The 18383-nt window shown below is 71.1% G+C and carries 13 protein-coding genes and 1 riboswitch; of the genes, 7 read left to right on the plus strand and 6 right to left on the minus strand.

Annotated features, from left to right (window positions below):
• The first annotated feature begins 131 nt into the window (after positions 1 to 131).
• A complete protein-coding gene (locus ACVBD7_RS18355) occupies positions 132 to 1682 on the plus strand; it encodes a class I SAM-dependent methyltransferase (RefSeq protein WP_458094685.1) in 1551 nt (516 codons plus the stop codon).
• A gap of 14 nt (positions 1683 to 1696) precedes the next feature.
• On the plus strand, positions 1697 to 2323 hold the full coding sequence (locus ACVBD7_RS18360; protein WP_458094686.1) for an acyltransferase: 627 nt from the start codon (positions 1697 to 1699) through the stop codon (positions 2321 to 2323).
• A gap of 13 nt (positions 2324 to 2336) precedes the next feature.
• On the opposite strand, the gene ACVBD7_RS18365 is transcribed toward ACVBD7_RS18360, so the two are convergent.
• Positions 2337 to 3071, minus strand: coding sequence for a class I SAM-dependent methyltransferase (locus ACVBD7_RS18365; RefSeq protein WP_458094687.1), 735 nt, complete (start codon positions 3069 to 3071; stop codon positions 2337 to 2339).
• A 307-nt stretch (positions 3072 to 3378) separates the two neighbouring features.
• On the opposite strand from ACVBD7_RS18365, the gene ACVBD7_RS18370 reads away from it, so the two are divergent.
• Both ACVBD7_RS18370 and ACVBD7_RS18375 read left to right on the plus strand, forming a co-directional pair.
• Entirely contained in the window at positions 3379 to 4335 is a 957-nt protein-coding gene (locus ACVBD7_RS18370) for a glycosyltransferase family 2 protein (protein ID WP_458094688.1), read from the plus strand.
• 114 nt (positions 4336 to 4449) lie between these two features.
• Entirely contained in the window at positions 4450 to 9207 is a 4758-nt protein-coding gene (locus tag ACVBD7_RS18375) for a glycosyltransferase (RefSeq protein ID WP_458094689.1), read from the plus strand.
• Between the two features lie 40 nt (positions 9208 to 9247).
• Here the strand turns inward: ACVBD7_RS18375 and ACVBD7_RS18380 are convergent, their stop codons facing one another.
• The 3 genes from ACVBD7_RS18380 to ACVBD7_RS18390 form a co-directional block, all read right to left on the minus strand.
• Positions 9248 to 10429, minus strand: coding sequence for an NAD(P)/FAD-dependent oxidoreductase (locus ACVBD7_RS18380; protein ID WP_458094690.1), 1182 nt, complete (start codon positions 10427 to 10429; stop codon positions 9248 to 9250).
• The gene (locus ACVBD7_RS18385) at positions 10426 to 11781 is read right to left on the minus strand and encodes an aldehyde dehydrogenase family protein (protein ID WP_458094691.1); all 1356 of its coding nucleotides are present in this window, start codon (positions 11779 to 11781) and stop codon (positions 10426 to 10428) included. Before ACVBD7_RS18385 ends, ACVBD7_RS18380 begins: the two co-directional genes overlap by 4 nt.
• A gap of 83 nt (positions 11782 to 11864) precedes the next feature.
• Positions 11865 to 12788: a LysR family transcriptional regulator gene (locus tag ACVBD7_RS18390; RefSeq protein ID WP_458094692.1), complete on the minus strand. Its 924-nt coding sequence runs from the start codon at positions 12786 to 12788 to the stop codon at positions 11865 to 11867.
• Between the two features lie 176 nt (positions 12789 to 12964).
• Here ACVBD7_RS18390 and ACVBD7_RS18395 point away from each other — a divergent pair, with 176 nt between their 5' ends.
• Positions 12965 to 13195, plus strand: a complete 231-nt coding sequence (locus tag ACVBD7_RS18395; protein ID WP_458094693.1) for a hypothetical protein — start codon at positions 12965 to 12967, stop codon at positions 13193 to 13195.
• Between the two features lie 65 nt (positions 13196 to 13260).
• Here ACVBD7_RS18395 and ACVBD7_RS18400 read toward each other — a convergent pair whose 3' ends face one another.
• Entirely contained in the window at positions 13261 to 14838 is a 1578-nt protein-coding gene (locus ACVBD7_RS18400; RefSeq protein ID WP_458094694.1) for an ABC transporter substrate-binding protein, read from the minus strand.
• A gap of 141 nt (positions 14839 to 14979) precedes the next feature.
• A riboswitch (TPP riboswitch) is annotated at positions 14980 to 15086 on the minus strand.
• Between the two features lie 103 nt (positions 15087 to 15189).
• On the opposite strand from ACVBD7_RS18400, the gene ACVBD7_RS18405 reads away from it, so the two are divergent.
• Complete coding sequence (locus tag ACVBD7_RS18405; protein WP_458094695.1) at positions 15190 to 16251, plus strand: NAD-dependent epimerase/dehydratase family protein; 1062 nt, start codon at positions 15190 to 15192, stop codon at positions 16249 to 16251.
• 153 nt (positions 16252 to 16404) lie between these two features.
• Complete coding sequence (gene crcB, locus ACVBD7_RS18410) at positions 16405 to 16803, plus strand: fluoride efflux transporter CrcB (protein WP_458094696.1); 399 nt, start codon at positions 16405 to 16407, stop codon at positions 16801 to 16803.
• 270 nt (positions 16804 to 17073) lie between these two features.
• Here crcB and ACVBD7_RS18415 read toward each other — a convergent pair whose 3' ends face one another.
• Positions 17074 to 18378, minus strand: a complete 1305-nt coding sequence (locus ACVBD7_RS18415) for an aspartate aminotransferase family protein (protein ID WP_458097721.1) — start codon at positions 18376 to 18378, stop codon at positions 17074 to 17076.
• Positions 18379 to 18383 lie beyond the last annotated feature (5 nt).

Below are 18383 nucleotides of genomic sequence, written 5' to 3' on the forward strand. Positions count from 1 at the left end.
CGTCTTGGACTGGCCAGCGAAGGACAGTACTGTCGAGTGATGGCATAGCGGCGTGCTGCCGCACGTCGCGGCCGGATGAGGGGTGTGGGGCCGACCACCTTTGAAGCACATCAGGCGCCCGGGAAGTTGAGATGAACGCAGGCCTCGATCATCCCACCGCCGAATCGAAGCATCTCCGGCAGCTGGACGCGGCCCGTCTCTCCTCGCGCCGCGTGCTGGACCTCCTGCGGGGGCACCTCCGCTTCGGCTCGGTCCTCGATGTCGGGTGCGGCACGGGCGCGCTGCTCTCGGCCGTCATTGAGGGCGGCGCGGAAGACGTCCTCGGGATCGACGGGGCCTGGGCGGACCCGCAGCTCCTCGCCTTCGATCCCGGCCTGTTCCGGCAGATCGAGCTCAACGAAGCCTTCGACCTCGGGCGCCGCTTCGACCTCGTCGTCTCGCTGGAAACCGGCGAGCATGTGCGCCCGGTCGCGGCGGCGGGCTTCGTCGCCTCGATCGCCCGTCATGGCGACCAGATTCTGTTCTCGGCTGCCCTGCCCGGCCAGGGCGGGGCCGATCATGTCAACGAGTGCTGGCCGGAGAGCTGGACGCAGCTCTTCGCCGCCGAAGGATTCGACGCCTTCGACCCCATCCGGCGGACGCTCTGGGGCGATGCCGATGTGGAGCCCTGGATGCAGCAGAACGCCCTGCTGTTCCTCCGCCGCGACCAGCCCGTTCCGAAGAGCCTGGAGCCCTTCCGGATCACGGGCGAGCCCGCGACCTTTGTCCACAGGGTCACCTACACCCGGCTGATCCGCCGTATCAGCCAGCTCAAGAAGGAAGTCGCCGACCGCCAGCAGGCCGCCGGCGCTGCACCGCGCGCCGAGGCGCCGGGCAGTTCCGGGCTGCCGCGCCAGGCCAATGCGGCAGAGGTGACGGACACCCTCGTCCGGAACCTGCGGGCGGGCACGCCGAGCAGCCTCGTCCGGCTCAGCCACTGCGAGTCCAAGTTCATCAACTGGCCCGACGTCTTCACGCGCGAGGAGATCAACAAGTCCCTCCGCCGGCAGTTCGGCTATGTGGACATCGAGAACCGGGACATCGACGCGATCGCCGCCATGATGCGCGCCGCGGTCGCCTGCTCCGACATCGTCGGCGTGCCCGTGCTGACCAAGGACGAGCGGGCCCGGATGGAGGCGGGTGACAACAACCTGCGCCTTTGGAACGAGGTCGCGCCGGCCTGCCAACGCCACCGGCTGCTGCATGCCGATACGACCATCACCTCCCCGAACATCCATCTGCGCCTGCAGGACAGCAATTTCCTCGAGCACATGGCGGCGGTGGCCCCGGCGCTGACGCTGATCGGCTGCCGCGACCTGCGCCCGCAGTTCCGCCGGCTGGGCTTCGCCGATGTCGAGCACATCCCGGTGCCCGAAGCCTACCGGACGCGGCCGCGCGACCTGCCAGTGACGCGCCACTACCCGGATGCCTTCGACGCGATTGTGGCCCGTATCCGGGAGGCGCGGCGCGGCGGCCTCTATTTCGTCGGCGCGGGCGTGCTCGGGAAGGTCTACTGCCAGGAAGCCCGGCTGGCGGGCGGCATCGCCGTCGATGTCGGCTCGGTGATGGATGTCTGGGCCGGGGTGGTGAGCCGGACGGGGTTCGAGGGCCGCGTGCAGCTCTACGCCCTCGAGGCGCGCTGACCGGGCCTGCCGGCGTGAGCGAGCCGCTTCCCCCGACGGACGAGCCTCCCTCCGAGCTGGAGCGGGACTATCTCCGCCGCCGCCTGGAGTACCAGCCATGGCTGGCGGGCCGGGCGGGAGAGGAGGAGCGGCGGGAGCAGGAGGAGGTGCAGCGGATCCTCGCCCGTCATGCCGGCGCGAAGATCGGCAAGGGCTGCTTCGTCTCGGCGCTGGCGAATATCTTCACGGACCGGCTGGTGCTCGGTGACCGGAGCTGGATCGCGGCGGGGGCCATCCTGCGCGGCATCATCCGGATCGGGTCACAGAGCACGATCAATCCCTACGCCCACATCGCCGGGCGGGTGACGATCGGCAGCGGGGTGCGCATCGCGGGCGGCGTCGCGCTCTACGGCTTCAACCACGGCAGCAGCCGCCTGGATCAGCCGATCCATCGCCAGCCCCGCACCTCCAAGGGCATCGTCATCGGGGACGGTAGCTGGATCGGCGCAAACAGCCTGGTCGTGGACGGGGTTTCCATCGGGCAGCACTGCATCGTCGCCGGCGGCGCGGTCGTCACGGCCTCCTTTCCCGACTACAGCGTCCTCGGCGGCAACCCGGCACGGCTGATCCGCAACAGGCAGGAGGGGGAGAGCACCGCCTGATTTTAGGCCGGCGTCACGGCGCCTTGTGCCGGAACCAGAACTTGTTCCCGCCGACCTCGCCCGCGTAGCGGCCTTCCGCCATGACCTCGCGCACCGCCGCGCTGACGCCGGAGAAATCGTGATCGTCCCCGATCAGCATGCCACCCTCGTTGAGGAGCGGAAGCCAGCCGCGCAGGTCGCCGATCACCGATTCATACTCGTGGTCGCCGTCGATATAGATCAGGTCGGGCCGCAGCCTGTATGCGGCGAAGAGCTTCGCGGCCGCCACGCCGGTGAGCGGCAGCGGCGTGATCCGGGCCTGGTGGCCGGTCGCGATCACGTTCGACAGGAACTGGAAGTACAGCGTGGGGAAGCCGTTCCGCATCCGCAGGTCCGCCCGGCTGCCCGTCCCCTCCGTTCGCTTCCAGTGCTGCCAGTTGCCCAGCCAGGTGTCGACACAGACGATCTCCGCCTGCAGCCCGATCTCCTGGCAAATTCCGGCCATGTGGATGGCGGAAGCACCCTTCCAGGTACCGACCTCCACGATCAGCTTCGGCCTCTGGGCAGTGATCGTCCGGCGAAAGATCGGGTCCTTCGACCCCCAGCCCTGCATGTCCTGCGGATAGCTGTGCTGCAGCTCGGCATAGGGGTCCACGTCGTGCAGCAGGCGCCGGACCCGGCCGATGCTCGGCGGTGCGGCGCCCCCGGCCTCCCCTGGCCCGCCAGGATTGTCCTCCGGGATCCGGCCAGGCGGGCGGCTTCCGGTCACCACGAAGTCCGGGAAAGTGTCGCGATCCGCTTCGGGCGGAAGTCGTCGGATGTCTGCATGAGAAGATCCTGCCCGCGGCGTCCACCAAGGCTAGCCGAAGGGTCGCACCGCGGAAAGCGGGCGACGGGTCAGGCCGCTTCCCTCTTCTGGCCCCATGCTGGACACGTGTTCCGGTATCGCTTGATGATCCATCCTCCTGAGCGCAAACTCCTTTCGCTCCCCGACCTTGCCGTCCTGGCTAGCCGAACCATCCGGTTCCGGGATTGTTTGTCCGGGGTGAAGGGGCACGGCCTCGGTGAGGAATGAGATGAGTACGCCCCCTCCGTCCGGCACGGCCTCCCCTCCCGCGGCTTCGGGCGCCGGCACCAACCCCGGCCAGCAGCCTGCGCTCACCTCCGCCGTAGCAGGGTTCGCGCTCGCCGGCTCGGTCGGGGTGGTGGTGCCGAACTACAATTATGCCCGCTACCTCCCGGGACGCCTGTCCTCCATCATGGCGCAAGGGGAGTTGGTGGGCCGGCTGATCTTCCTCGATGACGCATCCACCGACGACAGCATGGCCGTGGCCGAGCCCCTGCTGGCCCGCTTCTCCTGCCCGGTCACGGTGCTGCGCAACGCCGTGAACTCGGGCTCGGTCTTTCGCCAGTGGGCGCGCGGGCTGGAGAGCGCCGATACGCCTCTCCTCTGGATCGCCGAGGCCGATGACGGTGCAGAGCCTGGGATGCTGGAAGCCCTGGCCAGACGGCTGGCCGAAGACGAGGCCGCCGTTTTCGCCTTCTCCGATTCCGTGGGGGTCGGGCCGGACGACGCCGTTGTCGCCGAGAGCACGAAGACCCACGCATCCGCGTTGGGCGACCATGTCCTGGACCGTGACGCGACGCTGTCGGGAACGGACTTCCTGCGGCGGTGCCTCTGCCCGCGCAACCTCGTGGTCAGCGCCAGCGCCGTCCTATGGCGCACGCAGGCGCTGCGCGCAGCGCTGGAGAGGCTGGGCGATATGATCGACCGCTGGCGAGTGGCCGGCGATTGGCGGATCTACGCCGAGGCAGCGGCCTCCGGCGGGCCGGTGCATTACGACGCGCGGCCCTTCAATCGGCACCGGCGCCATGGCGCGAGCGTGACCGGCGCGCTGCCTCGCCCCCGCCACTTTGCGGAGGTAGTCGCGATGCACGCCAACCTGCGCCACCTTCTCGGCCGCGATACGATGAATGATGAGCGGATGCGCCGCCATCTCGTTGATCTCCGGCGCTCCTGGGAGCTTGCATAAGATCGTGCGGCATCAATCTGGAAGCGGCCGGCCGACCGGTCTCATAAATGGCAGCTTGGCACGCATTCTAGAGCGCCCGTGTAAGGGAGGTGGGCTGCCGCCTGAGCACGCCTCGTGAGCACGGATGCGACGCCGCCGCCAATCGAGGCTGCCCGCCCGGCCAGCCGAGGCCATATCGAGGTCTTCGGCCGGCGCGACCGATTTCTCCATGTGGCCGGCTGGTTCCGCGCCACCGCAGAGCAGCTCGCGGCCGCGACACCGCGTCTCGTGCTGGCCTGGGGGGAGGAGCGGCGCGAGATGCCGCTACGGCGGCTTCGCGAGCGGCGCGACCTGCCCGCCCAGGGCCAGCTTCCCCCCGGCCACGGCTTCCAGGTGCTGATCGAGGCTCCGGAGACGGAGGACGCCGCTTCCGCCACGATGCTCCTGGGCGAGGAGGCGGTGCCGCTGAATCCTGCCGCCCTTCAGCCCAGGCCCTTCAGGCCGCGCGGCGGCATGGACGCGCCCGACCGCGAGGGTATCCGCGGCTGGGTCTTCGACATTCCGGGGGAGGAGCCTCTGGTCCGCATCGACGGGGGCGAACCGATCCCGGTGCCGCTCACGCTGCCGCGCCCCGATCTGCCTTTCGACGACGGCTCGGACACGCTGCTCCTTGGCTTCCATCTCTCCGTCGAGGCCCTGCGCCGCATCCGGCCGGACGCCGTGCTCACGGACGGAAAGCCGCATGAGGTCGTCCTCGTCGCCTCCGGGGTCGAGCTCGCCCAGGGCACGCTGGTGCTGGTGCCCCCCGCTGCCCCCGGGCCCGCGCCCGGAGCCGTTCCGGGTCAGACGCCCCGGCCGAAGGGCGCGCGCATCCACGGCCATGTCGAGATCTTCGCGCGCCGGGGACGATTTGTCTTCGTTGTTGGCTGGTTCCGCGCCCCCGAGGACCGGCTCGCCGCCGAGACGCCGTGCCTCATCCTGCGCTGGGGCGAGGAGCAGCTTGAGATGCCGCTGCGCCGCCTGCGGAACCGGCGCGACCTGCCCGCCCAAGGCGACCTGCCGGCCGGCCGCGGCTTTCAGTTTCTGCTGAAAGCCCCCGAGACCGGCGATGCGGCCACGGCCGCGCTGCGCCTGGGAGAGGACCTCTCGCCGCTCAATCCGCCAGCCCTGCAACCGACGCCCTTCACCCCGCGCGGCACCATGGATGTCGGCGACCGCGAGGGGGTGCGCGGCTGGGTGCTGGACGAGGCCGGGGCACCGCTCTTCCTCGTGCTCGACGACTGTGAGCCGATCCCGGTCCCGCTCACCGTCCAGCGCCCGGACCTGCCCTTCGACAACGGCACGGACAGCTTCCTCTTCGGCTTCCACCTGCCCATCGAGGCGCTGACCGACAGCCTGCGCGACAGCGACCCGGGTGCCCTGCTCTTCGACGGAAAGCCGCGCGACCTCGTCCTTCTCTCCTCCGGCGTCGTGATCGTCCGGCGCACCCTCGCCTTCCGGCGCGACATCATCGGCAAGCTCGAGCGCACCGACAACGAGGAGGCGAAGGGCTGGGTGGCGGAGCGCGGCCGGCCGCAGGACATGCAGGCCGTGGACCTGCTGCTCGACGGCACGCGCTGGGCGACGGTGACCGCCGATATCGACCGGCCCGACCTCACCCGGGCCGGGGTGGTCCATCGCGGCGGCGGCTTCCGCATCGCCCTGCCCCATCTCCATCCCGGGGAGGGCGGGCCGCTGGGCATCGCGGCCATGCCGCGGCTCGCGGTGCAACCGCTGGCGGGCGAGGTGGTGAAGGAGGCGGTCCCGGCCTGGCGAAAGGGCCGCGGCGACCTGGCCTTCCGCCTGCCCGAGGAGGGCGGCCCGCGCGTTGTCGTCGTCGTCCCGATCTACAACGCGGCCGCCGAACTGGACCGTTGCATCGCCAGCCTCGTGCGCCACACCACCGCCCCTGCCCGGCTGATCCTGGTGGACGATGCCAGCCCGCAGCCGGAGATGGCCGAGGTGCTGCGCCGCTGGGCGGACACGCCGGGGATCGAAATTCATCGCAACCCCGGGAATCTCGGCTTCACCCGCACCGCCAATCGCGGCATGGCGCTGGCCGGGCGGGACGACGTGGTGCTGCTGAACTCGGACACCGCGGTCGGGCCAGGCTGGCTGGATGGGCTGCGCGCTGCCGCCTATTCCGGGCCGCGCACGGGCACCGCCACCGCCATATCGAACAACTCCGGCGCCTTCTCCGTGCCCGAGCTGGGCATCGACAACCCGATGCCGCCCTGGTTCGGCGTGGACGAGATGGCCCGGCTGGTGCGCGGCGCCGCCCTCTCCCTGTACCCGACTGTGCCGACCGGGCACGGCTTCTGCCTGTATATCCGCCGCGACTGCCTGGACGAGGTGGGCGTGCTGGACGAGGCCGCCTTCCCCCGCGGCTATGGCGAGGAGAACGACCTCTGCATGCGCGCCGGGCGCGCGGGCTGGGAGAATGTGCTGGATGACCGGACCTTCGTCTGGCACCAGCGATCGGCCTCGTTCGGTGCCGAGAAGCAAGGGCTGAGCGCGGCCGGCAGCCAGGTGGTGGACGAGCGCTACCCGGATTACCGCACGCTCATCGGCCTGTTCGAGAGGGACCCGGCCATCCTCGCCGTGCGCTGGCGCGTGCGACGCGCCGAGGCAAGGGCGCGAGCCGTGGGAGCGGTACCGCGCCCGCGCGTGCTCTTCGTCATCTCCACCGAGAGCGGCGGCACGCCGCAGACCAACCGCGACCTGATGGACGCGCTGTCGGACCGCTACGAGCCCTGGGTGCTGCGCTGCGATTCCCGGGCCCTCACCCTCTCCCGCCACATCCCTGCCGAGTTGCGGGCCGAGGGCGGGCCGGTCGCAGAGCCTGTGGAGGAGCACCGGCTGGAGCGCCGGATCGCGCCCGCCACCCATGGCAGCGCCGAGTACGACCGCATCGCCGCCGACCTCATCCTGCGCCACGGCTTCGAGCTGGTGCATGTGCGCCACATCGCCTGGCACGGCACGGGGCTGACGCGGGTATGCCGGCGCCTGGGCGTCCCTGTCGTCTTCTCCTTCCATGACTTCTACACGGCCTGCCCTGTGACGAAGCTTCTGGACGCCGAGGGGCGCTTCTGCGGCGGCCCCTGCACCGAGGGCGAGGCGGATTGCACGGCGGAGCTGTGGCCGGCGGAAGCCGTCCCCCCGCTGCGCCACCGCTTCGTCCATCGCTGGCAGGAGATGATGGCGGAGGCGCTGCGGGCCTGCGATGCCTTCGTCACCACCTCGCCCTCCGCACAGCGCGTGATGACCGACAACTTCCCCTTCCTGGCGGAGCGCGACTTCCGGGTCATCCCGCATGGCCGCAGCTTCGCGCGGATGGAGGGGCTGGGTGCCGAGCCGAGCCTGGATGAGAAGCTGCGTGTGCTGGTGCCGGGCAATGTCTCGGGCGCCAAGGGCGGCGGGCTGGTCGCGGCCATGGCGGCGATCGACCGGGGGCGGCAGGTGGAGTTCCACGTCCTGGGCGGGGTGGATTCCACCCTCGCCAACGCGCCGGGCATCGTGCTGCACGGCCGCTACGACCGCGCGGACTTCGCGGCGCATGTCGCGCGCATCCGGCCGCATCTCGGCGCCGTGCTGTCGCTCTGGCCGGAGACCTATTGCCACACCCTCACGGAGTGCTGGGCCGCCGGTCTCCCCGTGATGGCCACTGCCCTGGGCGCGCTGGCCGAGCGCATCGGCGAGAGCGGCGGCGGCTGGCTTGTCGATCGCTGGATGGAGCCCGAGGCAATGCTCGCCGAACTGCTGCGCCTGCGCCGTGACCCGGCCGAGGTGCGCGCGCGCCGTGACGAGGTGCTGGACTGGCAGGCGCGCACCGGGCGCCACCGCACCACCACGGCCATGGCGGCTGAATACGACCGGCTGTACCGCGAGGTGCTCGACCGCCGCCGCGCCTTCCGGGCGGAGCCGGAGCGGCCCCGCGTGGTGCTGACGCTCGATGCGCCCCGCGGCGCCCTGCCCTCGCCGCTCGCCGCCGCCACGCGCAACGCGGTGTCCCGCCCCTTCATCTTCCGCCCCATCCTGCCCTCCTTCTCCTTTGGCGACCCCTCCGCGGGGACGGCCGATGCCGTGCTCGTCGCGACCGATGCGCTGCCTGCGGAGGATCTGGCGGCGCTGCGGCAACGCTGCGCCGCCATCGGCCTGCCGGTGATCGCGGCGCCTGTCGGCGAGCCGGAAACGGGCGCACCGGGCGAGGAGATCTTCCTGGGCGAGGGATTGGATCTGGCATCCTGGCTATCGGACGGCCCGCCTGCCGTGCCCGGGGCCGCGTCGGCGGCCGGGCCGGAGGCCGGCGTGCCCTGCCGCGTGCTCTTCGCCACCACCGGGGACGACGCCCAGCTCGCGGCGCTGTACCCCGTCTTCGATGACCTGACGGCGCTCGGGGTGGCAACGCTCGGCGTGCTCGGTGCCCTGCCGGCGGCCTGGTATCAGGCCCTCGGGGTCGCGGAGATGGACGGCGTAGCGGCCCTGCGCCGCACGGCACGCGACCACGATCTCGGCCTCGCCCATGCCGGGCCGGCCCTGCTGGCCATGCAGGCGGCGGGCCTTCCGGTGCTGGCTATCCCGCCCGCCCTCGCCGGCGAAGATCCCGTAGCCGCAGATCTGGCGCGGGACGTGCTGCTGCGCCAAGTGGCAGAGCTTTCCGTCGATACGCCCCGCCGCGCGGCGCTGGGCCGGGAGGGACGGCGTGCGGCACGCGCGGCGATGCTGGCGCACCCGGCCGGAACGGGCATCGATCTCCACCTGCGCAGCCTGCTCCGGGACCAACAGGCCCCGCCCTCGGCGGAAGCCGGGGAGGAGGGGCCACACGGGCTGCTGAGCGAGGATCCTGTCGCCTGACCTTGACGAGCCTAAAACCGGTCGGTGCGCGGAGGGGTCGCTAGACCGACATCCCCGCGCACCAGCCGGACGACCAGGCCCATTGGAAGTTGTAGCCGCCCAGCCACCCCGTCACGTCCACCGCCTCCCCGATCACATGCAGCCCCGGCACTGCCTTCGCCGCCAGGGTTTGCGGCGACAGGGCCGCGGTATCGACGCCACCGGCCATCACCTCCGCCTTCGCGTAGCCCTCGGTGCCCGTCGGCGTCACGGCCATGCCCTTCAGCATCGCCGAGACCTCCTTCAGCGCCTTGTTCCCGAGCTCCCCGATCGGCCGCGTGTGCCCCGCCAGCCGCGTGGTGCCGAGCGCCGCGGCCAGGCGCTGCGGCAGGCGTTCCGCCAGCACCGTGTGCAGCGCGGCGCGCGGCCGTTCCTCCTTGCGCGCCAGCAGCCAGGCGGTGGCGTCCACATCCGGGAGCAGGTCGAGCTGGACGGTCTCCCCCGCCCGCCAGGGCGTGGAGGCCTGCAGGATGGCGGGGCCGGACAGGCCGCGATGGGTGAACAGCATCGCCTCGCGGAAGCGCGTCGCGCCCGCGCGCGCCTCCACGGGCAGGGAGACGCCCGAAATCGGCCGCATCAGCGCCAGCTCGGCCTCGCCGAAGGTCAGCGGCACCAGCCCCGGTCGGGGCTCCACCAGCGCCAGGCCGAAGCGGCGCGCGAGGTCGAGCGAGAGGCCCGTCGCGCCCATTTTCGGGATGGAAAGGCCGCCCGTGGCCAGCACGAGGGCCGGCGCGGTAAAGGTGCCGCGATCCGTCTCCACCCGAAAGGTATCGGCGCGGGTCACGTCGATAATCCGGTGGCGCAGGCGCAGGTCCACGCCGCCCGTCTCGCACTCGTCCAGCAACAGCTGCACGATCGCGCGCGCCGAGCCGTCGCAGAAGAGCTGGCCGAGGGTCTTCTCGTGATACGGGATGCGGTGGCGCTCGACGAGCGCGATGAAATCGTCCTGCGTGTAGCGGGCGAGGGCCGAGCGCGCGAAGTGCGGGTTGGCCGAGAAGAAGCGGGACGGCTCGGTCCCGGTGTTGGTGAAGTTGCAGCGCCCGCCGCCGGAGATGATGATCTTGGCGCCCGGCGCATCGGCATGGTCGAGCAGCAGCACGCGCCGCCCGCGCTGCCCCGCGGTGAAGGCGGCCATCAGCCCGGCGGCACCGGCGCCGAGGATAATGGCGTCGAAGGCGCTCATCCCATCAGCCGTTTGATGACGGAGAGCGGGGTCGTGTAGGGCGGGTAGCGCATGGGCGGATCGATCCCGGCAGGCTGGCGGAAGACGGCGCGCGCGTTGGAGAAGGCCTCGAACCCTGCCTGCCCGTGATACCGCCCCTGCCCGCTCGGCCCGACGCCGCCGAAGGGCAGGTCGGGCACGGTGCAGTGCACGATGTGCTCGTTCACGCAGAACCCGCCTGATGGCAGCGCCTGCGCCACGGCATCGGCGAAGCCGCGATCCCGCGTGTGGACATACAGCGCCAGCGGCTCAGCCTGCGTGGACAGTTCCGCGAGCAGCGCGCCACGGTCGCGCCAGGGGACGATGGGCAGGATGGGGCCGAAGATCTCCTCCCGCAGCAGGGCGGGATCGGGATTCAGCATCAGCGTCGGCTGGATGTGCAGCGCGTTCCTGTCCACGCCGCCGCCCTGCACCACGCGTCCCCGCGCCAGCACGGCCTCCAGCCGGCCGAGATGCCGCGCATCCACCACGCGCTGCATCCCGCGGCCATCGGCGCCGTAGAAGCGGCGGATGGTCTCGCGCAGCGCGGCGGTCAGCGCCTCGGCGCGGGATTCATGCACCAGCACATGGTTGGGGGCGAGGCAGGTCTGCCCGGCATTCATGAACTTCGCCCAGGCGATGCGCCGCGCGGTGAGCCTGACATCCGCGCTCTCGTCCACGATGCAGGGATTGGCGCCGCCCAGCTCCAGCGTGGTGGTGGCCAAGTTGCGCGCCGCGGCCTCGGCCACCTTGCGGCCGGTCTCGGTGCTGCCGGTGAAGAAGATGTGGGCGAAGGGCTCGGTCGTGAGGGCTGCGGCGAGATCGGGGCCGCCCTGGGCTACCTGCACATGGCCGGGCGCGAAGCAGCGCGCCGCCATGACCTCCAGCACCGCCGCCGTGCGCGGCGCGACCTCGGAGGGCTTCAAGACCACCGTGTTTCCTGCGGCGACGGCGCTGACCAGCGGCACGAGGCAGAGCTGCACCGGGTAGTTCCACGGGCCGAGGATCAGCACCGCGCCCCGCGGTTCCATCCGCAGCGCGGCGCGGCCGGGCAGGTGGAACCAGCGCCCACCCACGCGCCGCTCCGCCGCCCAGCGGGGCAGGCGCTTGAGCGTGAGCGCGATCTCCTGCCGCACCAGCAGGATCTCGGAGGTCCAGGCCTCGAAGGCGGACTTGCCGAGATCGGCCGCCAGGGCCGCCAGGAGGTCGTCCTCCATCGCCGCCAGCCCGTCGCGCAGCGCCAGCAGCGCGGAGCGGCGGGCCTCCAACGGGCGGGTGGCGCCGGTGGCGAAATGGGCGCGGGCGGCTGCCAGCAGGGCGGGGGCGTCGGCCATGCGCCCCCTCTACCCCGCGCGCCGTGGGAAGGCGATGGACAGCCGGGGGCCGGACCACTCATGGCCCGCAGCCCCCTCCAGGATCAACGCCGCGCCAGCCATTGCACGAGCTGCCCGCGCAGCCAAGCCTCGCCCGGATCCTGGTCCACCGCCGCCCGCCAGGCCATGTGCAGCACCGATTCAGGGCAGGGAAAGGGAGGCGTATCCACCGCGAGGCGATCCAGTTCCCCCAGCGCCTGCAATGCATCCACCACCGCCTCGGTTACCAGGCAGAGCAGGTTCGTGCCCATCAGGGTGCGCGGCATCAGCGCGAAATCCGGCACGCCGAGAACCACCTGCCGGCTCCGGCCCAGCTTTGCCAGCTCCTCATCCGCGAAGCCCGTGAGGTCGCCCCGTGGGGTGACGAGCATGTGCGGCCGGGCGCAATAGGCGTCCAGGTCCACCGGCCCGGGCGAGGCGGCATCGCGCAGCACGCGCCAGCCGCCGCGGCGCAGCACCCGCAGCTTCGCCGCCGCCGGAAGCTCCACGACATGCCCGAGCGCCAGGTTGATCTCGCGCGATTGCAGCATGTGCGGGATGGTGCGGAAGCTGGCGCTGCGGACGATCATCCGGCAGTGCGGCGCGGCCTGCCGCAGCATCGGCAGGAAGGGGATCATCGTCATCGCGACGTCCTCGCTCATGCCCATGCGGAAGGTGCGGGTGTCCGTCGCCGGGTCGAAGGGCACGGCGCCCGCGATGGCGCCGGCCATGCTCTGCAGCGCGGGGGCGAGCTGCTCCATCAGCGCCTCCGCCCGCGGCGTCGGCTCCAGCACGCGGCCGTTCCGGATGAACAGCTCATCCTTGAAGATGGCGCGCAGCCGCCCGAGGGCGGAGGAGGTGGCAGGCTGCGAGAGGAACAGCGTTTCGCCGGCCCGGGTCACGCTGCGTTCCCGCATCAGGGCGGTGAAAACCGGCAGCAGGTTGAGGTCGAACTGCCGGAGCCCGGCCTCATCCGCGCGCTGGTTCATCCTGCCCCACAAGCCTTCCGTGCCGATCCGGCCGTATCATGCAACGGGGCACTTCCATTCACTAGACGGATACGGCCTATCCGCCGCATGCGTTGGATCCGCCCCGCGCGGGGGTCCATATCCCGGCCAGACGACGACGACATAGTGCCGCCGCCATTCACCAAGGATATAGCGCGATGTCCACTTCGCTCACCAAGACCCTCCGTACCCTCGGCCTTGCCGCTGCCCTAATGGGCCCGGCCCTCGGTCAGGGCGCGCTTGCCCGCACCGCCTGGACCGTCGATGGCCCGATCGACCTGCCCGCGGTTTCCCGCAACGCCGCCCCGCAGGGCACGGCCGATGTGAACCCGGCGCTGAACACGCTGGAGGAGAGCGGCGCGACGGGCGGCGACGGCCAGCACAGCTGAGCGGGCCGATGCCTGCCAACGCGTGAAAGGGGGTCGCCGGCATGTCCGGCGGCCCCCTTCGCGCGTCAGCCCCGCCGCAGGTTCCACAGATACGGGTTGGGGCCCTGCAGCACACCCGACAGGTCCGCCCGGAACCCGGTCTTGAGCACGAAGAGCCCGCTGGGCGCGAAGCCCACATGGTCCCAGGCCGTGCGCTGCACCTCCGCAAAGGCGGCCGATTGCGCGGCGGGGTCAGGCGCATAGAGCCAGCGCTCGATATTCGCCTCCGTCGCCGGATCGGTCGGCCACCCGAACCAGGCGGTCGGCCCGTCGCCGCGGATGCCGGAATTCACCGCCGGATTGGCGATGGAAGCGGCCGGGAAGTTAGTGGGGTAGATGCTCCAGCCGCCATGACTCGCATCCTCGCGCGAGTTGCGGCGCGTCAGCATCGCGGCCCAGTCCATCTCCTGCAGGTCCACCTGGAAGCCGAGCTGGCGGCACACATCCGCGGCCAGCCGGCCCTGGGGGGCCACGGCCGCGAAATCCGTGGGGTTGATCACCACCACCTTCGCCCCCTCCGCCCCTGCCGCGCGGATGGCGGCGCGGGCGCGGGCGAAGTCGCGCGGGGGGGACGGGAACTCCACCACATCGGGCAGGGTGCAGGGGAACAGCGCGTGGCACTCGCGCCAGTCGCCAGGGGCGGCGACGGAGGCCATGTGGTCGGGCTGGCTGATGCAGTCGCGCACGGCGCGACGCACCTCCACCTTGTCGAAGGGCGGGTGCAGGTGGTTGAAGCGGATCACGCCCAGGAAGCCGATCGGGTCGTAGATCTGCGTGCGGATGTTGCGGTCCCGCGCCAGCAGCGGCAGCAGGTCCGGCAACGGATATTCCACCCAATCCACCTCGCCCCGTTGCAGCGCCGCGCCAGCCGTCGCGCCATCGGGGATGATGTGCCACTCCAGGCGATCGAAATGCACGCGCTTGCCGCCCGAGGCGCCCTCGGCGGGTTCATCGCGCGGCACATAGGCCTCGTTGCGCGCATAGGCGACAAAGCTGCCCGGGTTGAACTCGGAGGCAATGAACTTCCACGGCCCGCTGCCCACCATCTCCGGCACCGGCCGCGCCGGATCTGTGTTCGCCAGGCGCTCGGGCATGATGAAGGGCGGGATGCCGGCGGGCTTGGCCAGGGCGTAGAGCATCGCCGGGAAAGGGCGGTTCAGCCGGATGGTGAGTGTCCGGTCATCCGGCGCGCCCCATTCGGCCACGGCGCGGGCCAGGATCTGCCCGAACAGGTCCCGCACGCACCAGCGCTTCAGGCTGGCGACGCAATCCCGCGCCCGCACTGGCTCGCCGTCATGGAAGCGCAGGCCGTCGCGCAGGCGGATGGTCCAGAGCAGGCCGTCCGCGCTCATCTCGTGCCCGGCCGCCATCTGCGGGCGCGGGTGCAGCTTTCCGTCCGTGGCGTAGAGCGTGTCAAACACGCAGAAGCCGTGGGTGGTGCTGATCGTGGCGTTCTGCACGATCGGGTCCAGCGCCGTCAGCGCCGCCTGCGGCACGAAGCGCAGCGTGCGGGCGCGCGCCGGCTGGGCAAGGGTGGGTTGGGCCAGGCTGGGCAGTGGAAGCGCCGAAAGGACGGCGCCTGTCAGCAGGGAGCGGCGTTGCATGGGGTCTCCTCCTTCCCGCCAGGCGGGGGCGGAGACGGCTGGCCCGGACGCGACGCACCAGCCCACGGGCACGCCGTTCCCCGACCAACCGCCTGAGGAGCGGAATGGAGGGTTGGCGGGCTCGCGTGTTGCGGGCGCATGGTCGTCATGGTGCACCGATCCCTACGCCGGTCCGAACCGGGTCAGGTTCCAGGGGTCGCGGGAAAGTCCCGCCTCTCAGCCCGAAATGGGCTCCCCCCGGTGTCCGCGGCTGGTATGGCGCGCCGCCTGTCGAAAAGGCAAGCTGCGACACCGCCTCCCGCCCGGGATGGCCGCTCCGGCCCGGCTCCGCTAGGACTGTTGCGGTAAAGCATGCCCCCGTGGCCGCCGACGGAGCCCCGCAATGCCCCTTTCCAGCCCCACCGACCGCTCGGCGATGCCGGCCTGAGCATGGGCCGCATCCTCGTCACCGGCGCGGCCGGCTTCATCGGCGCCCATCTCTGCCAGTCCCTTCTCGCCCGCGGTGAGGAGGTGATCGGCCTCGACAACTTCAACCCGTACTACGATCCCGCGCTGAAGGAGGCGCGCGTCAACGCCCTCACCGGCAATGCGCGCCCAGGTGCCTTCCAGATGCACAGGCTCGAGCTGGCGGACACCGAGTCCCTGCTCGCCCTCATGGCCGCGAACCCCGATATCGACCGCGTCGCCCATCTCGGCGCCCAGGCCGGCGTGCGCTGGTCGCTGGAGGCGCCCTTCGCCTACACGGCGGCCAACGTCACCGGCCATCTCGGCATCCTGGAGGGCGTGCGCCGCTCCGAGGGCCGCATCCGCCACACCGTCTATGCCTCCACCAGCTCCGTCTACGGATCGCGCAGCGAGGGCGGCGCCTTCCTCGAGACCGACCGCGTGGACCGCCCGGCCTCGCTCTACGCCGCCACCAAGCGCGCGGGCGAGCTGATGAGCAGCGTCTACACGGATCTCTACCACCTGCCGCTCACGGGCCTGCGCTTCTTCACCGTCTACGGTCCCTGGGGCCGGCCCGACATGGCCTACTGGCTGTTCACGGATGCCATGCTGAAGGGCGAACCGATCAAGCTCTTCAACGAAGGCCGCATGCTCCGCGACTTCACCTTCGTGGACGACATCGTCGCCGGCATCATCGCCGCCCTCGACCATCCGCCCGCCGATGGCGGGCACCGGCTGTACAACATCGGCAACAGCAACCCCGAGAAGCTGCTCGACATGGTGGCGATCCTGGAGGAGCTGCTGGATGTGCCCGCCCGCCGCGTGCTGATGCCCATGCAGCCCGGCGACGTCCCCGCCACCTTCGCCGACACCTCGGCCATGCTGCGCGATTTCGGCTGGCAGCCCACCACGGACCTGCGCACCGGCCTCACCCGTTTCGTCGGGTGGTGGCGCGGGCACTTCGGCTAGGCACTCCGAGCATCTGCCCCGCGCACTGAAATCCTCCTTGAGCGCGAATTTCAATCCCAACAGCGCCGCCGCGTTGGCGCCGAAAGCCCTGGCGCAGGCCGCATCCTTCAGGCTGAAACGCCCGGCCGCACCCGTGCTGGAGTGGATCGCCGCATGACGCCGCGGGCCGTGCTCCTCATCGCTCTCGGCGGCGCCCTCGGCAGCGTCGCGCGCGGCTGGATGGCCCTTGCCATCGCCCGCCTCACCGGCCCCGGCTTTCCCTGGGGAACGGTCGGCATCAACGTCGCAGGCTCCTTTGCCATCGGCCTTTTCGCCGCCCTCACCGCAAGCAGCGGACGCTTCGCTGAGAGCACCGACCTTCGCGCCTTCGTCATCATCGGCCTGTGCGGCGGCTTCACCACCTTTTCCTCGTTCAGCCTGCAAACCCTGGAGCTGCTGCGGGAGGGCCGCACCGTCAGTGCCCTCGCCAACATTGCCGGCTCCGTCCTGCTCTGCCTTGTGGCCACCGCCGCCGGTTTTGCCCTCGGCGGCGGTTCGGCGAGGCCGTCCTGAGCATTCGGTGCTGATGGCCTCGGGGAGAGGAAGAAGGAATTCTTCCTCTCCCCAAACCCCTCACCATCATCTTTTTCTTCGGATTGGATCCATTTGGCTGACGGTGCGCCTCGGGTCAGTGACCCGAGGCGACTGCAACGACGGCGAAGTCTTTAAAGGGAGGCTAGAAACCCCTGCCGGCATCGCCTTCGCGGCAGCCAAACGGGGTTCCAAGGGCCTCAGGCCCTTGGCGGGCGAGGTCTGGAGAGGGCAGCGCCCTCTCCAGCGCCGTCAGACCTCCCCCAGCACCGCGTCCAGCGTCTCTAGGAACAGCCCCGCCTGCTCCTGCGTCAGGCAGAGCGGCGGACGGATCTTCAATATATTCGCACCGGGGCCAGAGGCGCTGATCAGAACGCGGCGCTCGCGCAGCGCGTTCACGATGCGCGCCGTCGCCTCCGTCGCCGGCTCCTTCGTCGCCCGGTCCTGCACCAACTCGACCCCGATCGACAGGCCGGCGCCGCGCACATCGCCGATGATCGGGTGGCGTGCCAACAGCGCCCGCAGCCCGTCCAGCATATGCGCACCCACCGCCGCCGCGTTCGCGGGCAAGCCCTCGTCCCGCAGCACCTCCAGCACTGCCAGGCCGGCGGCGGCAGAGACCGGATTGCCGCCGAAGGTGTTGAAGTAGCGCACCTGGCCGCCAAAGCGCTCCAGCAGCTCCGGCCGGATGGCGAGCCCTGCGAGGGGATGCCCGTTGCCCATCGGCTTGCCCATGGTGACGATATCCGGCTCTGCGCCGTGGCGTTGGAAGCCCCACATCGCGCCGGTGCGACCAAAGCCCGGCTGCACCTCGTCGGCGATGAACAGCGCCCCGGCCGCTCGCGCCGCCTCGGCCGCACCGGCCAGGAAGCCGGCGGGATCGGGGAACACGCCGTCGGAGGTGAACATCGTGTCCACCAGCAGCGCGCAGGGGCGGATGCCGTGGCGGCGCAAATCCGCAAAGGCGGCCGCGACATCGGCCGCGAAGCGCGCGGGCATCTCCGCGCCGCCGCGATACAGGTCGGGCGCGGCCACGGTTGCCACATGGCGCCCCAGCGGCACGCCCTCACCGAGGGAAGGCGACAGCTGCGCCAGCGCGCTCGTCACGCCGTGATAGGCGAGCGAGGTGACGACGATGCCCTCGCCGCCCGTATGGGCGCGCGCGATCCGCAGCGCGAGGTCGTTCGCCTCCGAACCCGTGCAGGTAAACATCACATGGCCCAGCGCGGCGGGCAGTGTGGCCAGCAGCGCTTCCGCGTAGTCCAGCACCGTCTCGTGCAGGTAGCGCGTGTGGGTGTTGATCCGCGCCGCCTGCCGCGCGATCGCCTCCACCACGCGGGGATGCGCATGGCCGAGGGAGGCGACGTTGTTATAGCAGTCGAGGTAGCGGTTGCCCTCCGCATCGAACAGCCAGGCGCCCTCCCCGCGCACGAGATGCACGGGATGCTCGTAGAACAGCCGGTAAGCGGGGCCGAGCAGCCGTTGCCGCCGCTCCACCATCGCCTGCTCGCGCGGGTTCAGCGCGGCGGCATGGCGCGGGTCGAAGGCGTTGATCATCGCCA

The organism is Roseomonas sp. WA12 (assembly GCF_054165765.1).